This is a genomic window from Streptomyces sp. NPDC111516 (genome assembly GCF_055635345.1).
The window spans coordinates 41,154-60,446 of record NZ_JBVKBV010000009.1; the positions used below are offsets into that span (position 1 = coordinate 41,154).

General features: G+C 69.6%; 16 protein-coding genes. 5 read left to right on the top strand and 11 right to left on the bottom strand.

Going from position 1 to position 19,293, the window contains the following annotated elements; translation table 11 throughout:
• From ACZ7L9_RS18990 to ACZ7L9_RS19020, 7 genes are all read right to left on the bottom strand, one after another.
• Positions 1–528, bottom strand: a complete 528-nt coding sequence (locus tag ACZ7L9_RS18990; protein ID WP_471416295.1) for a MaoC family dehydratase — start codon at positions 526–528, stop codon at positions 1–3.
• Positions 529–530: 2 nt separating this feature from the next.
• Positions 531–1,493, bottom strand: coding sequence for an HpcH/HpaI aldolase/citrate lyase family protein (locus ACZ7L9_RS18995; protein ID WP_471416296.1), 963 nt, complete (start codon positions 1,491–1,493; stop codon positions 531–533).
• Positions 1,490–3,502, bottom strand: coding sequence for a protein meaA (locus ACZ7L9_RS19000; RefSeq protein ID WP_471416530.1), 2,013 nt, complete (start codon positions 3,500–3,502; stop codon positions 1,490–1,492). The genes ACZ7L9_RS18995 and ACZ7L9_RS19000 overlap by 4 nt, the downstream gene beginning before the upstream one ends.
• Position 3,503: 1 nt before the next feature.
• Positions 3,504–4,841, bottom strand: coding sequence for a crotonyl-CoA carboxylase/reductase (ccrA, locus tag ACZ7L9_RS19005; RefSeq protein WP_471416297.1), 1,338 nt, complete (start codon positions 4,839–4,841; stop codon positions 3,504–3,506).
• 359 nt (positions 4,842–5,200) lie between these two features.
• A complete protein-coding gene (locus ACZ7L9_RS19010; RefSeq protein WP_471416298.1) occupies positions 5,201–5,998 on the bottom strand; it encodes a GNAT family N-acetyltransferase in 798 nt (265 codons plus the stop codon).
• 81 nt (positions 5,999–6,079) lie between these two features.
• Complete coding sequence (locus tag ACZ7L9_RS19015; RefSeq protein ID WP_471416299.1) at positions 6,080–6,895, bottom strand: TetR family transcriptional regulator; 816 nt, start codon at positions 6,893–6,895, stop codon at positions 6,080–6,082.
• Between the two features lie 293 nt (positions 6,896–7,188).
• Complete coding sequence (locus ACZ7L9_RS19020; RefSeq protein WP_471416300.1) at positions 7,189–8,970, bottom strand: 3-hydroxyacyl-CoA dehydrogenase family protein; 1,782 nt, start codon at positions 8,968–8,970, stop codon at positions 7,189–7,191.
• A gap of 399 nt (positions 8,971–9,369) precedes the next feature.
• On the opposite strand from ACZ7L9_RS19020, the gene ACZ7L9_RS19025 reads away from it, so the two are divergent.
• Entirely contained in the window at positions 9,370–9,948 is a 579-nt protein-coding gene (locus ACZ7L9_RS19025) for an adenylosuccinate lyase (protein ID WP_471416301.1), read from the top strand.
• On the opposite strand, the gene ACZ7L9_RS19030 is transcribed toward ACZ7L9_RS19025, so the two are convergent.
• The 3 genes from ACZ7L9_RS19030 to ACZ7L9_RS19040 all read right to left on the bottom strand — a co-directional run bounded on the left by ACZ7L9_RS19030 (position 9,920) and on the right by ACZ7L9_RS19040 (position 13,360).
• Complete coding sequence (locus ACZ7L9_RS19030; RefSeq protein ID WP_471416302.1) at positions 9,920–10,489, bottom strand: GNAT family N-acetyltransferase; 570 nt, start codon at positions 10,487–10,489, stop codon at positions 9,920–9,922. The two genes, ACZ7L9_RS19025 and ACZ7L9_RS19030, sit on opposite strands and share 29 nt — an antisense overlap.
• Before the next feature lie 67 nt (positions 10,490–10,556).
• Positions 10,557–12,161 carry an alpha/beta hydrolase gene (locus ACZ7L9_RS19035; protein ID WP_471416303.1) on the bottom strand — a complete coding sequence of 535 codons (1,605 nt, stop codon included), beginning with the start codon at positions 12,159–12,161 and terminating at the stop codon, positions 10,557–10,559.
• 158 nt (positions 12,162–12,319) lie between these two features.
• Positions 12,320–13,360, bottom strand: a complete 1,041-nt coding sequence (locus ACZ7L9_RS19040) for an Rv2578c family radical SAM protein (RefSeq protein WP_471416304.1) — start codon at positions 13,358–13,360, stop codon at positions 12,320–12,322.
• A 150-nt stretch (positions 13,361–13,510) separates the two neighbouring features.
• Here ACZ7L9_RS19040 and ACZ7L9_RS19045 point away from each other — a divergent pair, with 150 nt between their 5' ends.
• The 4 genes from ACZ7L9_RS19045 (at position 13,511) to ACZ7L9_RS19060 (ending at position 17,869) form a co-directional block, all read left to right on the top strand.
• Entirely contained in the window at positions 13,511–13,954 is a 444-nt protein-coding gene (locus tag ACZ7L9_RS19045; RefSeq protein WP_471416305.1) for an SRPBCC family protein, read from the top strand.
• A gap of 187 nt (positions 13,955–14,141) precedes the next feature.
• On the top strand, positions 14,142–16,586 hold the full coding sequence (locus ACZ7L9_RS19050) for an MFS transporter (RefSeq protein ID WP_471416306.1): 2,445 nt from the start codon (positions 14,142–14,144) through the stop codon (positions 16,584–16,586).
• A gap of 80 nt (positions 16,587–16,666) precedes the next feature.
• Positions 16,667–17,239, top strand: a complete 573-nt coding sequence (locus ACZ7L9_RS19055) for a mycothiol transferase (protein ID WP_471416307.1) — start codon at positions 16,667–16,669, stop codon at positions 17,237–17,239.
• A 498-nt stretch (positions 17,240–17,737) separates the two neighbouring features.
• Positions 17,738–17,869 carry a hypothetical protein gene (locus tag ACZ7L9_RS19060; RefSeq protein WP_471416308.1) on the top strand — a complete coding sequence of 44 codons (132 nt, stop codon included), beginning with the start codon at positions 17,738–17,740 and terminating at the stop codon, positions 17,867–17,869.
• Positions 17,870–18,092: 223 nt separating this feature from the next.
• Here the strand turns inward: ACZ7L9_RS19060 and ACZ7L9_RS19065 are convergent, their stop codons facing one another.
• Positions 18,093–19,271: a DUF418 domain-containing protein gene (locus ACZ7L9_RS19065; protein WP_471416532.1), complete on the bottom strand. Its 1,179-nt coding sequence runs from the start codon at positions 19,269–19,271 to the stop codon at positions 18,093–18,095.
• Positions 19,272–19,293 lie beyond the last annotated feature (22 nt).

The following is a 19,293-nucleotide window of genomic DNA, read 5'->3' on the forward strand; positions in this document are numbered from 1 at the left end:
CTACTTCTCCACGTTCTTCTGCGAAGGCTGGTTCAGCTCGGGACGGGCGGGCTGCTCCCCGCCGCGCTCCTTGATGTACGTCTCGGTGGGGACCATCACCTTGCGACGGAACACGCAGACCAGCGTGCCGTCCTGCTTGTACCCCCGGGTCTCCACGTAGACGATTCCGCGGTCGGACTTGGATTTTGACGGAGTCTTGTCGAGAACGGTCGTCTCGCCGTAGATCGTGTCGCCGTGGAAGGTCGGCGCGACGTGCTTCAGCGACTCGACCTCAAGATTGGCGATGGCCTTTCCGGAGACATCCGGAACCGACATGCCGAGCAGCAGCGAGTAGATGTAGTTGCCGACGACGACGTTCTTTCCGAAGTCGGTCGTTCTCTCCGCGTAGTTGCTGTCCATGTGCAGCGGGTGATGATTCATGGTCAGCAAGCAGAAGAGGTGGTCGTCGTACTCCGTGACCGTCTTTCCGGGCCAGTGCTTGTAGACCGCGCCGACCTCGAACTCCTCATAGGTGCGTCCGAACTGCATGATCAGGCCTCCGGCGCTTCGAACTTGGAGGTGCGCTGCATACCGGCCGCGCGGCCCTTGCCCGCGATGACGAGGGCCATCTTGCGGCTCGCCTCGTCGATCATCTCGTCGCCGAGCATCGCCGAGCCCTTCTTGCCGCCCTCCTCGGAGGTGCACCACTCGTACGCGTCGAGGATCAGCTCCGCGTGGTCGTAGTCCTCCTGCGAGGGCGAGAACACCTCGTTGGCCGCGTCGACCTGACCGGGGTGCAGCACCCACTTGCCGTCGAAGCCCAGCGCGGCCGCACGGCCGGCGACCTCGCGGTACGCGTCCACGTCACGGATCTGCAGGAAGGGACCGTCGATCGCCTGGAGGTCGTGCGTACGGGCCGCCATCAGAATGCGCATCAGGATGTAGTGGTACGCGTCCGCGCCGTATCCGGGCGGCTGCTGGCCGACGACCAGGGTCTTCATGTTGATCGACGCCATGAAGTCGGCCGGGCCGAAGATCAGGGTCTCCAGACGGGGCGAGGCGGCGGCGATGTCGTCGATGTTCACCAGGCCCTTGGCATTCTCGATCTGCGCCTCGATGCCGATCCTGCCGACCTCGAAGCCCATCGTCTTCTCGATCTGGGTCAGCAGCAGGTCCAGGGCGACGACCTGCTGGGCGTCCTGGACCTTCGGCAGCATGATGCAGTCGAGATTCTGGCCGGCGCCCTCGACGACCGTGATGACATCGCGGTACGTCCAGTGCGTCGTCCAGTCGTTCACCCGCACGACCCGGGTCTTGCCCGTCCAGTCGCCGTCGTTCAGCGCGTCGACGATGGTGTGCCGGGCGCCCTCCTTGGCGAGCGGCGCGCAGGCGTCCTCCAGGTCGAGGAAGACCTGGTCGGCCGGGAGGCCCTGGGCCTTCTCCAGGAACCGCGGGTTCGAGCCGGGCACGGCCAGGCACGAGCGGCGCGGACGCAGGCGGTTGACGGCAGTCATGCGGGGACCTCCAGAGGGTCGAGCTTGTTCGCTTTCCGGATCTCGTCGACGATACGGCCGATGATCTCCGTGATACCGAAATCCTTCGGGGTGAACACGGCGGCGACACCTGCCCCGATCAGCGCCGCGGCATCGGCGGGCGGAATGATCCCGCCCGCGATCACCGGAATGTCGGCGGCGCCCGCCTCGCGCAGCCGGGTGAGTACGTCGGGGACGAGTTCGGCGTGCGAACCGGACAGGATCGACAGACCGACGCAGTGCACGTCCTCGGCGAGGGCGGCCGAGACGATCTGTTCGGGGGTCAGCCTGATGCCCTGGTAGACGACCTCGAACCCGGCGTCGCGGGCCCGTACGGCGATCTGTTCGGCGCCGTTGGAGTGGCCGTCCAGGCCCGGCTTGCCGACCAGCAGCCGCAGCCGACCGGCGCCCAGGTCGGCCGCGGTGCGGGCGACGTTCTCGCGGACCAGGGCGAGCGGTGTGCCGGCCTCCGCGGTCACCGCGACCGGGGCCGACGAGACGCCCGTCGGAGCCCGGAACTCGCCGAAGACATCGCGCAGCGCCCAGGACCACTCGCCGGTGGTGACACCCGCGCGGGCGCACTCCACGGTTGCTTCCATCAGGTTCCCGATTCCCGCGGCGGCCTTCTTCAGCGCGGCCAGCGCATCGGTGGCACGGGCCTCGTCGCGGTTGTCGCGCCACTCGTGGAGGGCCGCGACGACCCGGGCCTCATTGGCGGGATCGACAGTCATGATGGCCCCGTCGAGGTCAGCGGTGAGCGGGTTCGGTTCCGTGGTCTCGTAGATGTTGACGCCGACGATCTTCTCCTCGCCGCCCTCGATCCGGGCCCGGCGCGCCGCGTGCGAGGAGACCAGCTCGGACTTCAGATAGCCGGACTCGACGGCCGCCATGGCGCCGCCCATCGCCTGGATCCGGCCGATCTCGGCGAGCGACTCGGTGACCAGCTCGTCCACCTTGGCCCCGACGACATGCGAGCCGTCGAAGATGTCCTCGTACTCCAGCAGATCGCTCTCGTGCGCGAGGACCTGCTGGATGCGGAGCGACCACTGCTGGTCCCACGGCCGGGGGAGCCCCAGCGCCTCGTTCCAGGCGGGCAGCTGGACCGCCCGGGCGCGGGCGTCCTTGGACAGGGTGACGGCCAGCATCTCCAGGACGATGCGCTGGACGTTGTTCTCCGGCTGCGCCTCGGTCAGACCGAGCGAGTTGACCTGGACGCCGTAGCGGAAGCGGCGCTGCTTGGCATCGGTGATGCCGTACCGCTCGCGGGTGACCAGGTCCCAGATGCGGCCGAAGGCGCGCATCTTGCACATCTCCTCGACGAAGCGGACGCCCGCGTTCACGAAGAAGGAGATCCGTGCGACAACATCGCCGAACTTCTCCTCGGGCACCTGGCCGGATTCCCGTACGGCGTCCAGGACCGCGATGGCCGTCGACATGGCGTACGCGATCTCCTGGACCGGAGTGGCTCCCGCCTCCTGCAGGTGGTAGCTGCAGATGTTGATCGGGTTCCACTTCGGTATGTGGTTGACCGTGTACGTGATCATGTCGGTGGTCAGCCGGAGCGAGGGGCCGGGCGGGAAGACATGCGTCCCGCGCGAGAGGTACTCCTTGACGATGTCGTTCTGCGTGGTGCCCTGGAGCTTCGCGGGATCGGCGCCCTGTTCCTCGGCGACCACCTGGTAGAGCGCCAGCAGCCACATCGCGGTGGCGTTGATCGTCATCGAGGTGTTCATCTGCTCCAGGGGGATGTCCTGGAACAGCCGGCGCATGTCACCGAGGTGCGACACGGGCACGCCGACCCGGCCGACCTCGCCGCGGGCGAGGACGTGGTCGGGGTCGTACCCGGTCTGCGTCGGCAGGTCGAAGGCGACGGACAGACCGGTCTGGCCCTTGGCGAGGTTGCGCCGGTAGAGCTCGTTGGACGCCTCGGCGGTCGAGTGACCGGCGTAGGTCCGCATGAGCCACGGGCGGTCCTTGTGGCGGCCCGTCATGTCAGACATTCCTGAAGCGGTTGATGGCGTCGATGTGCTGCTCGCGCAGCTCCTCGTCGCGCACACCCAGACCCTCGCGGGGGGCGAGCGCCAGCACGCCGACCTTGCCCTGGTGGAGGTTGCGGTGGACGTCGTACGCGGCCTGGCCGGTCTCTTCCAGGGAGTAGACCTTCGACAGCGTCGGGTGGATCTTGCCCTTGGCCACCAGGCGGTTGGCCTCCCACGCCTCGCGGTAGTTGGCGAAGTGCGAGCCCACGATCTTCTTGAGCGACATCCACAGGTAGCGGTTGTCGTACTCGTGGTTGTAGCCGGACGTCGAGGCGCAGGTGACGATCGTGCCGCCCTTGCGGGTCACGTACACCGAGGCGCCGAACGTCTCGCGGCCCGGATGCTCGAAGACGATGTCCACGTCCTCGCCGCCGGTGAGTTCGCGGATGCGCTTGCCGAACCGCTTCCACTCACGCGGGTCCTGGTTGTGCTCGTCCTTCCAGAACCTGTAGCCCTCGGCGTTGCGGTCGATGATCGCGCTCGCGCCCATCTTCCGGCAGATCTCCGCCTTCTGCTCGCTGGAGACGACACAGATCGGGTTGGCGCCACCCGCCAGCGCGAACTGCGTGGCGTATGAACCGAGTCCGCCGCTGGCGCCCCAGATCAGCACGTTGTCACCCTGCTTCATGTCCGCGCCGTTGCGCGAGACGAGCTGGCGGTACGCGGTGGAGTTGACCAGGCCCGGAGCGGCGGCCTCCTCCCAGCTGAGGTGCTGCGGCTTCGGCATCAGCTGGTTGGACTTGACGAGCGCGATCTCCGCCAGCCCGCCGAAGTTGGTCTCGAAGCCCCAGATGCGCTGCTCGGGGTCGAGCATCGTGTCGTTGTGGCCGTCCGAGGACTCCAGTTCGACCGAGAGGCAGTGTGCGACGACCTCGTCGCCGGGCTTCCAGGCGTTGACGCCGGGGCCGGTGCGCAGGACGACGCCCGCCAGATCGGAGCCGATGACGTGGTACGGCAGGTCGTGGCGCCTGGTGAGCTCGCTGAGCTTTCCGTAGCGCTCCAGGAAGCCGAAGGTGGCCATCGGCTCGAAGATCGACGTCCAGACGGAGTTGTAGTTCACCGAGCTCGCCATGACGGCGACCAGTGCCTCGCCGGGCCCGAGTTCGGGCACCGGGACGTCGTCCAGATGCAGCGACTTGCGGGGGTCCTTGTCACGGGTGGCGAGCCCGGCGAACATCTCCGTCTCGTCCTTGTGCACGGTCACCGCGCGGTACGACTCAGGGATGGACAGGGCCGCGAAATCCGCGGCCGTACTGTCCTGCGATTGGATCGCGTCCAGGATTTCCTTCACGGTGTGCCTCCGGCGGATGGGGGCGCTGAGGGAGCGTTTGACAGTCCCTGTGAGCAGCGGGGGAGCTGGGTGGTGTGGAGGTGTTGCCGTCGGTTCGGCTGGTACGGCTTCGGCTTGCTCTGTGGAGCAGAAGGGTTTGCCTGTGACGCAGGCGTCCGGGCGCGCAGGCACATGGCTTGCGGGGACAGCCGGCGTACGTGAGATCTCAGCACGCCGGCCGCCCGGACAACTTCAACGTATGGCACTCCGTGACACCTGACAAGGCACTCGGTGCCAACAATTTCTCTCACTTGTCACCCGCCGGCCACGCATGAGCAGGGGGAGAGGTGTTTTACGCGGTTCTGTCCCGCCGGGAGCGGTCAGCGCGAGGGCCGGTACACGTACGGAGTCGTGGTGCTCAGGGCGAGGAATCCGAGGCGCTGGAGGATCGGGCGGCTCTGGTCGGAGGCGTCGACCTGAAGGTAGCCGCAGCCCCGCTCCGCCGCGATCCGGGCGCGGTGGGCGACCAGGGCCCGGTAGATTCCCTTCCCGCGCCATGCGGGGACCGTCCCGCCACCCCACAGCCCCGCGAAGCCGGAGCCGGGGTGCAGTTCCATCCGTGCCGCGCTCACCGGCTCGTCCCCAGCCAAGGCCAGCACCCCGACGAACGTGTCCGGCGCTTCGGTGAGCCCCGTCAGCAGCTGATGCCGCAGCCGGGACCACTGGGAACCGAACGCCTGCACATTGGCCCGGACCATCAGCTCCACGTCGTCCGCGTCGCGCATGGTGCGTAGCCGGACGCCCTCGGGGAGGTCCACCGTCGTCGAGAGGCCGTCCGTGGGAGCCACCAGCAGGGTCTCCGGGGCCTCCGCCTCGAAGCCGGCCGCGAGGAGCCGCTCCGCCAGATCGGCCGGCCGGTCGTGCGCGTACAGCTTCCACTCGAACTCGTCGTGCCCGAGGGCCGTAAAGTGCGCGACCTGCGCCGCGATCGCCGCGTCCGCCCGTACGGGATCCAGGTCCGGGGCGGACCAGACGATGCCGTTCCAGTCGTCGGCCGTGCCGACCTGCCGTACGACGTCGCCGGTGCGTTCGACCCGCACGCCGGGGCCGCCGGGGCGGGCATGCTCGCGCATCTCGTGGTCGAAGAGGGTCAGAAGTGTGTCGCGATCATGATTCATCCGCACACTGGAGCAGCGGGGCGCGGGAGCGGCAACCCGGTTTCCGGTGCGGGGCGGGAGCCGTCCCCGCCCTCGCCCCGGTCAGCGGTCCTTGAGCGCCTGCTGGATCGTGCGCATCACTTCGTCGAGCGGCGCGTCCGTCCGCGCCACCGCGACCAGCACCTCGCCCTGGGACGTCACCGAAGCGGCCGGCTGCTTCGCCGGTTCGGCGCCCACGATGCGGCCCGCGCCGATGCCGGTCCCGAACGTGTCGCGGACGATCGAGAACGCGTGGTCCAGCTGGGCCTCCACATCGCCCTCGCCGCCCGCCCGCAGCCAGCGGCGCAGCACATGGTTGTGCGCGGTGACGACGGCGGACGCGGCGACCTCCGCGAGCAGCGGGTCGTCATTGCCGACATGGTGGTCGCGCTCGTCGAAATGGCCCAGCAGATAGCGCGTGAACAGCCGCTCGTAGCGGGCCACCGAGGCGATTTCGGCCTCGCGCAGCGTCGGGACCTCACGGGTCAGCTTGTAGCGGGCCACGGAGACCGCGGGCTTCGCCGCGTACATCTTCATGACTTCCTTGATGCCGCGGCAGACGGTGTCGAGAGGGTGCTCGTGCGCGGGGGCGGCATTGAGGACGGCCTCGGCCCTGACGAGGGTGTCGTCGTGGTCCGGGAAGATCGCCTCTTCCTTGGAACGGAAGTGCCGGAAGAAGGTCCGCCGGGCGACTCCCGCGGCGCCCGCGATCTCGTCGACCGTCGTCGCCTCGTACCCCTTCGTGGCGAAGAGTTCCATTGCCGCGGCGGCCAGCTCACGGCGCATTTTGAGCCGTTGGGCGGCGGCGCGGGTACCTGCGGCACTCTCCTGGGGGTCGGGCGCGGCGGAGACACGGGGGGACCTGGCGGGCTGGGACATGGTGTGAACGTACTGCATCGGTGCAGGGGAACGCGCCTGTGGGGGCGGGCCGCCCGACGGATCGAGCAGCCCTCCCCACTGCCGGACCCTCTCAGAGGGCCCGGCAGCGGGCTTCGCGGCGTCGCGGGGTTGGGGCACGCACTTCGCGGCGTTGTCGTCAATCACCAACGCTCCTTCCCCAAGCTCTCAGCTGCGTTCGAGCAGGGGAGACCCCATCTGCCTCAATCCTCCGCCTTGCGATGCACGCACCCCAACCCCGCTCCTTCACCCGCGCTGCCCACTGCCGGACCCTCTCAGCGCCGGGCATGTTCGCGGAAGCCGCGCCCCGTCTTGCGACCGAGGCAGCCGGCGGCCACCAGATGCTCCAGCAGCGGCGCCGGGGCCAGGCCCGGGTCGCGGAACTCGCCGTGCAGCACCTTCTCGATGGCGAGCGAGACGTCGAGTCCGACGACGTCGAGGAGTTCGAACGGGCCCATCGGATAGCCGCCGCCCAGCTTCATCGCGGCGTCGATGTCGTCGAGGCTCGCGTAGTGCTCCTCGACCATCTTGATCGCGTTGTTGAGGTACGGGAACAGCAGCGCGTTCACGATGAAGCCGGCCCGGTCCCCGCAGTCCACCGGGTGCTTGCGGACCTTGACGCACACCTCGCGGACCGTGGCGTGGACATGGTCCGTGGTGAGCACCGTGCGGACCACCTCGACCAGCTTCATCGCGGGCGCCGGGTTGAAGAAGTGCATCCCGATGACGTCCTGCGGACGCGAGGTGGCCCGTGCGATCGCCACGACCGGCAACGACGAGGTGGTGGTGGCGAGCACCGCGCCCGGCTTGCAGACCTTGTCCAGCGTCCCGAACAGCTGCTGCTTGACCGCCAGGTCCTCGGCGACCGCCTCGACCGCGAGATCGACATCGGCGAAGGCGTCCGGCGAACCGGCCGCGGTGATCCGGGCCAGGGCCTCGTCCCGGGCCTCGGCGGTCAGCCGTCCCTTGGTGACGGAACGCTCCAGGGACTTGGCGATCCGGCCCTTCGCCGCGTCCGCCTTCTCCTGACTGCGGGCGGCGAGCACCACGTCGTAGCCGGCCTTCGCGAAGACCTCGGCGATCCCCGAGGCCATCGTCCCCGAGCCCGCGACACCCACCGACCGCACCGTGCGCCCGGCCACCGCGGACGCGCCGTCCTGCGCGGTGAGCGCGTCCGGCACCACGGTCTGGCTGCCGGGCTCCGTATACGTGTAGAAGCCGCGGCCCGACTTGCGGCCGGTCAGCCCCGCCTCGCTGAGCTGCCTGAGGATGGGGGCCGGGGCGTGCAGTCGGTCCTGCGACGCGGAGTACATGGCCTCCAGGACGGTACGGGCGGTGTCGATCCCGATCAGGTCGAGCAGGGCGAGCGGGCCCATCGGCAGGCCACAGCCCAGCTTCATCGCCGCGTCGATGTCCTCACGGGAGGCGTAGTTCGCCTCGTACATCGCGGCCGCCTGGTTGAGGTACCCGAACAGCAGCCCGTCGGCGACGAAACCCGGCCGGTCGCCGACCGCGACCGGTTCCTTGCCCAGGCTGCGGGCGAGCGCGGTGACCGCCTCGACGGCCGGCGGCGCGGTCAGCACCGAGGAGACCACCTCGACCAGCTTCATCGCGGGCGCCGGGTTGAAGAAGTGCAGGCCGAGTACGCGCTCGGGGCGCAGCGACTCGGCAGCCAGCCGGGTCACCGACAGGGCGTTGGTGCCCGTCGCCAGGATCGCGGTGGGGGAGACGATGGTGTCGAGCTCCCGGAAGACCTGCTGCTTGATCTCGTACGACTCGGGAACGACCTCGATGACCAGCTCCGCGTCCGCGGCGGCCCGAAGGTCCCCGAAGGTACGGAACCGGGCGAGGGCGTTGCTCCGCTCCTCCTCCGTGATCCGCTCGCGCCGCACGGCGCGGGCGGTCGCGGCTTCCAGGGCGGCGACGGCTTGACGGGCGGCCGCTTCGTTGATGTCGATACCGATGACTTCGTGGCCGGCGCGGGCAAGGACCTCGGCGATGCCGGTGCCCATGGTGCCGAGACCGACGACGGCGATGGTGCTGAGCGGGGTGTCCATCACGGGACTCCAGAGGATGAGTGACGACTGTGAGGAGCACGGCGCGCGCTGAAAGGGCGAACTGGCGCAGAGCGTGCGGGATTTGCGTGTCGTGGTGCTCGGGGCCGGGGAGCGCTGGGCGCGCCCGGCCCGGGAAGGGGCGACGGACTCTGTCCCGGAGTCACGTCTCGCAAAGCTGCCGAACCGACAAGCACTCCGGATGGCTGCGTCACCAGGCCACCGGAGCCGGCGGGGAAGATGTCCCGCTCACATGAGCTTAACCGGTGGGTAACGAGCGCGCCAGCCCCGAGTTGCCGTGGGCCATGTCACATTCGCCCCGTGTCATGGCGTGTCGGCCCGTGCCAGATCGCATTCGCCCGGCCCTCGATACGCAGAGTCCCCGTCGATACGCTGACGGTCATGGACGAGGAGTTCCGGTCGCTGACGGACCGGCTGGCTGACGAGGCGGGGGAGTCGGCGGCGTACCGCAGACTGCTCGCCACCGACGACGACGAGGAACTGGCCCGCGTCCTCGTGGAACGCGAACGCCCGCTCTGGGCAAGGGAGATCGCCGCGTTCCGGCTCGGCTGCGCCGGTGACCGACGGGCCTTCGAGGCGCTGGTCCTGCTGCTCAACCACCGTGACCCCGAGCGCTGCGTCTGCGCCGCCCACGCCCTGGCGCGCCTCGGCGACCCCCGCACCCCGCGGGCAGCCGCCGCCCTGGCGACCAACACCCTGCGCACCGCGTACGCCCTGCATCCGGTACGGCTCCTCACCGAGCTGCGGGCCCCGGAGTCCGTACCGGCGCTGATGAGCACCCTGGAGCGGCTGCTGGCCCCCGGCGATCCGCACTGGCGGGTGGCGCTCGCCTGCGTGGAGGGGCTCGGGCAGCTCGGGGACGAGCGGGCCCGCCCGCTCCTGGAGGCGGCGGTGCCGCGCCCGCGACTGGGCGACGCGGCGCGGGACGCGCTCAGCCGGCTGCGGGGGCAGGGCGCCTGAGGGTGCGTAGGTAGCGCAGCTCGGGCACGAGGACGCCGTCCACATCGAAGGGCTCCTCGGTCCCGTCGGGGAGGAAACCGGCGTGCTCGTAGAAGCGGCGGGCCGGGGCGTTGTCCTTCAGGACCCACAGCACCAGGTCCGGGAAGCCGTCCGCGGCGGCGCGGGTGAGTATCTCGGTCATCAGGGCGCGGCCGGCCCCGGTCCAGATCTGCTCGGGCGCCACATGGATCGCGTACAGCTCGCCCCGCGCCGTCCGTCCGCCGTTCTCGCGGTACGGGCCGTAGCAGGCCCAGCCGATCACCCCGAGGCCCGGCCGCTCGGCCACCACATTCACCACCGTGCTGCCCTCGGCGAAGAATCCGCGGCGCCGTTGCGCGCCCTCGGCGATGTCCATGGCGTCCAGATGCGACTGCGGCATCAGCCCGGCGTACGCGGCCTGCCAGCCGCGCACCCGGACCTTCGCGACCGCCTCGCAGTCGTCGACGGTCATGTCCCGCACGCGCACGTCGGGCACGCTGGGCGACGTCGTCCATATCGCCATACGGGCCATCCTGGCTCATGCGCCAGGATGGCCCGTACCGGTTTGTCCGGCCCTGGTTCGACGGCCGTCAGCCGCGGAAACCGAGCAGGCCGTGCAGGATGTTGCCCCTGCTGCCCGATTCCGTTCCCGGCGCCGACCTCGCCGCCGCCTTGCCGGTCAGCGGACTCGGGTCGGGGGACTTGGCGCAGACCGCGTCCGCGTCGACGCGGCTGCCGCTGCCGCGTGGGACGGTGCCCTTGGCGAGATAGTCCGCCAGGTAGGTGTCCAGGCAGTCATTGCCGCTCAGCGTGATGCCGTGGTTTCCGCCGCCCTGCTCGACCACCAGGCTGGAGCCGCGCAGCTTGCGGTGCAATGTGACACCGCCCTGGTACGGCGTGGCCGCGTCCTCGGTGGCCTGGAACAGCAGCACCGGCGGCAGGCTGCTGTTGGAGACCTGTACGGGGTTCAGCGGCTCCACCGGCCAGTCGGCGCACGGGGCGTTGTACCAGGTGTTGTTCCAGGTGAAGAAGGGTGCTTTGGCCTGTACGTTCCAGCTGTCGTCGCGCCAGGTGCTCCACTTGTGGGGCCACTGGGCGTCGCGGCACTGCACGGCCGAGTAGACCGAGTACCCGTTGTCGCCCTTCGCGTCGACCGCGCCGAACTTCTGGTACGCCTTCACGAGCGCGTCCTGGTCGTGGTCGTTCACGTAGCCGGCGAACGCATCGGCCAGGTAGGGCCAGTAACCGTTGTAGTAGCCGCCCGGCAGGAAGGTGTCCTCGACCTCGCTCGTCCCGACCATGCCACCCGCGGGGTGCGCCTCGACGGCGTCACGCATCGCGTACCAGGCACGCTCGACCACCGCGGGGTCACTGCCGAGCCCGTACGTGCTGTCGTGCTTCGCCACCCAGGCGGCGAACGCCTTGTGGCGGGCGTCGAACGCGTAGTTCTGGCCGATGTTGTCGTCGTACCAGACGCCCTCCGGGTCGACGTTCGAGTCGAGCACCAGCCGCCGCACCCGCTGCGGGAACAGCTTGGCGTACACCGCGCCGAGGTAGGTCCCGTAGGAGTACCCGAAGTAGTTGAGCTGCCGGGAACCGGTCGCCTGCCGGATCACGTCGAGGTCCTTGGCGGCGCTGACCGTATCCATGTGGGGCAGCAGATCCGGATACTTCTCCCCGCATGCCTCCGCGAACGAGCGGGCCCGGTTCCGGTTGGCCTCCTCCACGGCGGGCGAGCCCGGCAACGAGTCGGGACGCAGCGGAGCGAAGTACTTCGGTACGCAGTCCATCGCCGGCTCGCTCTTCCCGACGCCGCGCGGGTCGAAGCCGATCACGTCGTACTGCGCGGCAACCCGCGTCGGCAGCGAAGACGCGACGAACCCGGCCATCGAGAGGCCGCTGCCCCCGGGGCCGCCCGGGTTGACGAACAGGGGGCCCTGGAAGGTCTTCGAGGTGTGCGGGATCCGGGACAGTGCGAGGGTGATCCGCCGACCCGACGGATCGTCATGATCGAGCGGTGTACTGACCGATGAGCACTGCAGCGTGGGGTACGACTTGGTGCCGCAGTCGGTCCAGCTGAGCTGGGCCGCGGCGCGCGGTGTGCCGGTGTCGGCGGTCGCCGGGGACGGAGCGGCGGTCACGAGACCGGCGACCGTCGCACCGACGGCGAACAGAATTCCTGGACGTTTCGTCATATGGCCTCCCGTGGTGGGGGAAACGCGGCTGCGTGGGGTGCAGCCCCCGCCGCATGCTCCCCGCATTCACCCCGGAAAGGACCTGTTCCGGTGAGAGTTGACCCGTTTGCCCTGTAGGGTGCGGTGGGCCCCGACTCGGATACGTCGCATCCGCACTGTCAGAGCAGGGTCAGTTGGGTCGGCTCGGGGCCGTCGAGCGGTGACCGCCGCTCCTGGCGCAGGGGCAGCCCGCGGGTCGAGCCGTGGTGGGAGGGGCCGATGCCGAACTCGGTCGCCAGCTCGTGGACGTACCGTGTGATGCGCCGCTGGTACCACTTGGGCGCATAGGCGCCCTCGGCGTAGAGCCGCTCGTACCGCCGCACCAGATAGGGGTGGTGCTGCCCGAGCCACCGCATGTACCACTCACGGGCGCCGGGGCGCAGATGGAGCACGAGCGGCGTCACCGAGGTCGCCCCGGCGGCGGCGATCGCCCGCACCGTGGCGCGCAACTGGTCCGGATGGTCACCGAGGAACGGGATGACGGGTGCCATCAGTACGCCGCAGTCGATGCCGTGCTCGCTCAGGGCGCGGACGGCATCCAGGCGGCGCTCGGGGGAGGGGGTGCCGGGCTCCACGGTGCGCCACAGTCCCTCGTCGACGAAGCCGACCGAGACGGAGATGCCGACATCGGTGACCTCGGCGGCCTGGCGCAGCAGCTCCAGATCGCGCAGGATCAGTGTCCCCTTGGTCAGGATCGAGAACGGGTTCGCGTGATCGCGCAGGGCCGAGATGATGCCGGGCATCAGCCGGTAGCGGCCTTCCGCGCGCTGGTAGCAGTCGACATTGGTCCCCATCGCGATGTGCGCGCCGTGCCAGCGGCGGGACGAGAGATGGCTGCGCAGCAGTTCCGGGGCGTTGATCTTGACGACGATCTGCGAGTCGAAGCCGGTGCCGGTGTCGAGATCCAGATAGCTGTGGGTCTTGCGGGCAAAGCAGTAGACACAGGCATGCGTACAGCCCCGGTACGGATTGACCGTCCATTCGAACGGCATCCGCGACGCGCCGGGAACCCGGTTCACGATCGAGCGGGCCCGGATCTCATGGAAGGTGATCCCCCGGAATTCGGGTGTGTCAATGGTGCGCGTGGTCACCGCGTCAGCGGTGAAGAGCGCGCTGTTCCCGGTCGTGGCGGAGTTGTCGACCAGATTGTCCCAGCGCATGGACGCCTCCTCGGTAGCACTGGGGCAGAGAATAGAACACTTGTTCCCTTGATCGTTTTCTCCCCTTCGTCCGGGCCCGGATTTTGAGCGGCGTGCCGGAGGTGATTGGCTCAGCACACCCCCGAACAACCGAGTGCTGGAGGAACAGCCATGGCGCAGGTCGAGGCCACGACAGAGCGAGTCATCGCGGCGGACGCGGAGACGGTGTTCGACGCGCTGGCCGATTACGCGGAGACCCGGAGCAAGGTGCTGACCGGCCACTTCAGCGAGTACGAGGTGCGCGAGGGCGGTGACGGCGAGGGGACCCTCGTCCACTGGAAGCTCCAGGCCACCAGCAAGCGGGTGCGCGACTGCCTGCTGGAGGTCACCGAGCCCACCGACGGCCAGCTCGTGGAGAAGGACCGCAACTCCTCCATGGTCACCACCTGGACCGTCACCCCGGCCGGTGAGGGGAAGTCGAAGACGGTCGTGTCGACCGTCTGGAACGGTGCCGGCGGCATCGGCGGATTCTTCGAGAAGACCTTTGCCCCCAAGGGACTTGGCCGGATCTACGACGAGTTGCTGCAGAACCTCGCCGCCGAGGTCGAGAAGTAGCTCCACGCTCTCTTGACCGGCCTCACCGGTTCGGGTGGTCTTCTCGCCCCGTCGGTTGTGCGCCGTAGTGGCTCTCACCGGGGGCTAAGCCCCTCGAGTGCGCCGTCAGCGCCCCCCGTCGCGTTTGCCCTTCCTTGTCGCCCGATGCGAGAAATGGGCGGCGCAGACGCGACGAGGGGAGCGGCACGTGGTGGGTGGGATCACTCTGTTGGAGGACGAGCCGAGCGGCACGGGGGCCGACGAGGCGGCGGCCACGCTGCCGCTGCCATCGCCGCTCCCCGCCGCGAAGGAGGCCGCCGCCGCTCCGTCCCCCGTGCCGGAGACCAGCCCCCGCCACATCCGGCTGGTCTTCCTCGGACTGATGCTGACGCTGCTGCTCGCGGCACTCGATCAGATGATCGTCGCCACCGCACTGCCGAAGATCGTCGGTGAGCTGCACGGCCTGGAGAAGATGTCCTGGGCCGTCACCGCGTACCTCCTCGCCTCCACCATCGGACTGCCGATCTACGGAAAGCTCGGCGACCTCTTCGGCCGCAAGGGCGTCTTCCAGTTCGCGATCGTCGTCTTCGTCATCGGCTCCGCACTGGCCGGCTGGTCCCGCAGCATGGACGAGCTGATCGCCTTCCGCGCCGTCCAGGGCATCGGCGGCGGCGGACTCATGATCGGTGTCCAGGCGATCATCGCGGATGTCGTGCCGCCCCGGGAACGCGGCCGGTTCATGGGACTCATCGGTGCCGCCTTCGGCCTCGCCTCCGTCGCCGGCCCACTGCTCGGCGGCTTCTTCACCGACCATGCCTCCTGGCGCTGGTGCTTCTACATCAACGTCCCGTTCGGCCTGATCACCCTCGCCGTCATCACCGTCGTACTGAAACTCCCCCGGCCCACGGTCCGCCCCCGCCTCGACATCCTCGGCGCACTGCTCCTCGCGGCCGCCTCCACCTGCCTGGTGCTGCTGACCAGTTGGGGCGGTACGGAGTACGCCTGGGGATCGCGCACCATCCTGGGGCTCGGCGTCGGGGCCGTCGGAACGGCCCTGCTGTTCCTCGTCGTCGAGCACCGGGCAGCCGAACCGATCATTCCGCTGCGGCTGTTCCGTGATTCGATCTTCAATGTCACCGCGCTCGTCGGCGCCGTCGTCGGGGTCGCGCTGTTCGGCGCCGCCAGCTATCTGCCGACGTTCCTGCAGATGGTCGACGGCGCCACGGCCACCGAGTCCGGGCTGTTGATGCTGCCGATGATGGGAGGCATCGTCGTGGCGTCAGTCGTCTCCGGCCAGCTGATCTCCCGTACCGGCCGCTACCGCGTCCATCCGATCCTCGGCGGCGCTGTCTCGGTGGTCGGCATGTGGCTGCTCTCCCGGCTCGAAACCGGCACGCCGCGCCTCGAATACAGCATCGCGCAGGCCGTGCTCGGCATCGGGATCGGCCTGATCATGCCGGTACTCGTGCTCGCCGTGCAGAACTCCGTACAGCCCGCCGATCTCGGCGCCGCCACCAGCGCCAACAACTACTTCCGGCAGATCGGCGGCAGCGTCGGCGCCGCCGTCTTCGGGACGCTCTTCGCCGGCCGCCTCGCGGACGCGCTCGCGGTCCGTCTGCCGTCCGGCGCCGACCTCCCCGACCCCGAGTCGATCACCCCGCAGCTGGTCCATGCCATGGAGCCCGCGCTGCGCGACAGTTATATCCAGGCGTACGCCGACGCGATGCCGCGGATCTTCCTCTACCTCGTGCCGGTGCTCGCGCTCGGCCTGTTCTTCGCCTTCTTCCTCAAGGAGAAACCGCTGGTGTCCCACGACAGCCCCGAAACCGCCGCCGAGTCCGCACAGATTCCCGCCGCCCGCACCACCGCCGCCGCTCCGCCGCCCGTGTACCTGTCGGGCGTGCCCGTGTGCGGCAGCGTCCAGCACCCCGACGGTACGAAGGTCCCGCGCGCCGCCCTCACCCTGATCGACGTCCAGGGACAGCAGGTCGGACGGGGTGCGAGCGGGGACGACGGGCGGTACGCGCTGAGCGTGCCCGGCGCCGGCAGTTACGTCCTCATCGCCGCGGCCGGCGGCCACCAGCCGCAGGCCGTCAGCGTCACCGTGGGCGAACGGCCCGTCGAGCTCGATGTGGTGCTCGGCGGTGCCGGGCGTCTCGCCGGGACCGTCGTCACCGCCGACGGCATCCCGGTGCGCGATGCCGCTGTCACGCTCACCGATGTGCGCGGGGAAGTGGTCGCGTCCACCCGCAGTGGCCGCGAAGGCGGCTATGTGATCACGGAGCTGGTGGCCGGCGAGTACACCTTGGCCGCCAGCGCCCCCGCCTTCCGGCCCGCCGCCTTGCCGGTGAGTGTGCAGGCCGCCAGGGAGACCCGGCAGGACATCGAACTCGCCGGCGGCGCGGTGCTGCGTGGCGTCGTACGGGCGAGCGGCGGCCGGCCCGTCGAGGACGCCCGGGTCACGCTCCTGGACGCGGCGGGCAATGTGGTCGACACCCTGACCACCGGGCCCGACGGCGCATTCCGGTTCGTGGACCTGTCCACCGGCGAGTACACGGTGATCGCGGCCGGGTATCCGCCGGTGGCCACCGTCCTTCAGGTCGCGGGCGGCGGACGGACCGAACGCGACCTCCAACTGGGGCACGAGGACTGACCGTTCGGCGGGACGGTGCGGTCTCACCGCCCGGCGCCGGGCCGGGCACCGCGTCGGCCCCCGGTGCGAGAATGGCCGTCATGACATGGACGGCACCTCGCGTCGAACGCACGACGGTCGACGGCGACCAGTTGAACGTTCCGAGCACGGCGGACGAGCGGGCCATGCTGGAGGGGTGGCTCCGATGGCACCGGGAGACGCTGCTCACCAAGTGCGCCGGACTCCGCCCGGAACAGCTGGCCCGCACCGCCGCGGAACCGTCGAATCTCACGCTCCTCGGCCTGGTCCGGCACATGGCGGAGATCGAACGCTGGTGGTTCCGCCGGAGTTTCGCGGGTGAGCCGATCGGTGACGTCTTCACCGGTCCCGACGACGGGGACGAGGGCATCGACGCCGCGCACGCGGAACGCGACTACACCGCGTTCCGCGCGAGCATGCGTGACGGCGCGAGAAGTACCCGCATCTCGCCCCAGACGACCTCGACGATCGCGGCGAGGACGAACGTGACCAGCATGGACGCGAGGACACGGCGCAGCAGCATGCCGATGGTGACGCCGGCGGCGGTCAGGAAGAGGCAGAGCGCGGGGAGCACAGGACCGGTGTTGTCGAAGACCGGCCCCTCCGGCCACAGGCTGGGCAACACCGAACGGTAGGGCTTCCACCACAGGTGAAGAACGCCGAGAGCACCGCGCCGGACACGACCACGGCCGCATAGCACCAGACGAGCTTTGTCGCCAGCCAGCGACGGCGGGACACGGACTGGGTACTGACCAGCTGCGCGGTGCCGTGCTCCTGATCGCCCGCGATCAGCGGGGCACCACCGCAAAGAGCTGGCTGCACTCTGCCTGGGGGCGTGTGGGTGTCGGAGAGGTGGTGGTGAAAGCTGCAGGTCAGCCATATCGGCCTGGGGTGAGGGGGTGGTGGAAGGTCAGAACGTACGAGACAGCCGAAGCGATCATCGGCGGTGTCACCGGGGCTCTCACATTCCCGAGCACCCTGCTGCTTGGCCGCTACGACGCCACGGGCAACCCGCGGCTCATCGCCCGTACTACACCCCTGGCCCGGAGCCTCCGGCAAGAAGCAGGGCGGACAGCCGTTTCTCGTCGGGCTGGGGCAGCAAGGAGCTCCTGTCCTTCACCACCGTGGATCCCGTGGTCATCGCCGAGATCCGAGCCGATACGGCGGTTGATCAAGGCCGGTATCGGCATCCGGTCCGGCTCCTGAGGACACGGCCTGATCTCGAACTCGTCGACGTGCCGCTGTACCCGACGCCGCTGGCGTAGAGCGGGAGCAGCGGAACTGCTGCGCTCGCTGCTTTACGGCCGACGCTTCACTTCCCCGCGCCGGGCCGGAGCGGGCCCAGGCGATCGGGCAGCGCAGCCGGCGCCGGTCGACTACCGTCTCGCACCATCCAGGTGGACACGCAGCGCGTGGCGCACCGCAGCGGTCGGCGTCAGGGGCGTTGACCGTCGGGGACTCGGTGTGACGGTCCGGCCGGTTCTGCGCTCAGCGGATGTGCCGGGCCAGGCCCGTCGCCTTGGTCATCAGCCATTCCAGTGGTCCGCGCTGCTGGAAGCGCGACCAGACGGTCGCGAACACCATGGCGGCCGCGATGAATCCAAGTAGGACATACAGGGGCGATCCAGGTAGTTCCTCGATGCCCAGGAACCGGATGCCGACGAGGTGGAAGACGTACGCGGTCAGCGACATGGAACCGACTGCGATGACCGGCCGGGCCAGGGACTGGAGCCGCGGGAGGGCGTCCGTCGCGGCCAGACACGCGGTCACGACCATGATCGCCACACCGGTGTTGCCCAGGATCGACAGGGTGGTCTCACTGTGCGGGGAGGCAGCCAGCAGCCAGGCGGGGGTGTCACCGGACGGAAAACCCGCGATGTCGGACCACCACGCGCTCGCCCCACCCGCGCCGATGGCGTTGGCGGCGCCGGGAACGACGTGCAGCGCCAGCCAGGAGCCTCCGTAGCCGGTGATCATGAGGGCGGCACTCGTGAGGGCCAGGCGTGTCCGGACAGCGGTGGCAGCCAGGTCCAGGCGGGCCACGGCCATGCCGGCGATCACGAACGGGATCCAGGCCAGGGCCGGGTAGCTGCCGGTGAAGAGCAGCGAGACGATGCCGTCGGGCTCACCGGGCGAGCGGACGCCACTGTCGCCGATCGCCTGCTGCACGACGTAGAGCACCTGAGGCAGGACGAGGGTCGTTCCCACGGCGATCGCCGCCAGGGGGCCGGCGCCGAGCCGGTACAGCGGCAGTACGAGCAGGAAGTACAGGCCGTAGAAGGCGAGGATCACGTCGACCGGGATGCCGCTCATGGTCAGCGCGGTGCCCAGGGCCAGAAGGATCACGGCCCGGATCACCACCTTGGCCACTGCCTGGCGCCCGGCCCGCCCTGTCTTCGGTGTCACGCGCCCGGTGATGAGGACAACGGCGAAGCCCGCCAGGAAGGCGAAGAGAGCGGAGGACCTGCCGTGGGCCAGCTCCATCAGGAAGCCGATCACACCGCCCTGGTCAGGGTCGGGCCCCACATGAGCCGCGTACATGCCGAATACCGCGAGTCCGCGGGCCAGATCCAGCCCGATCAGCCGACCCGCCGGTGCCTTTCCGCTGTCGCGCACGGGGGCCGGGGCGTCTACCACAGGAGCTGCTACGTCTGAGTACTGTGTCATGCCTTCCAGGTTTGAGAGTGGG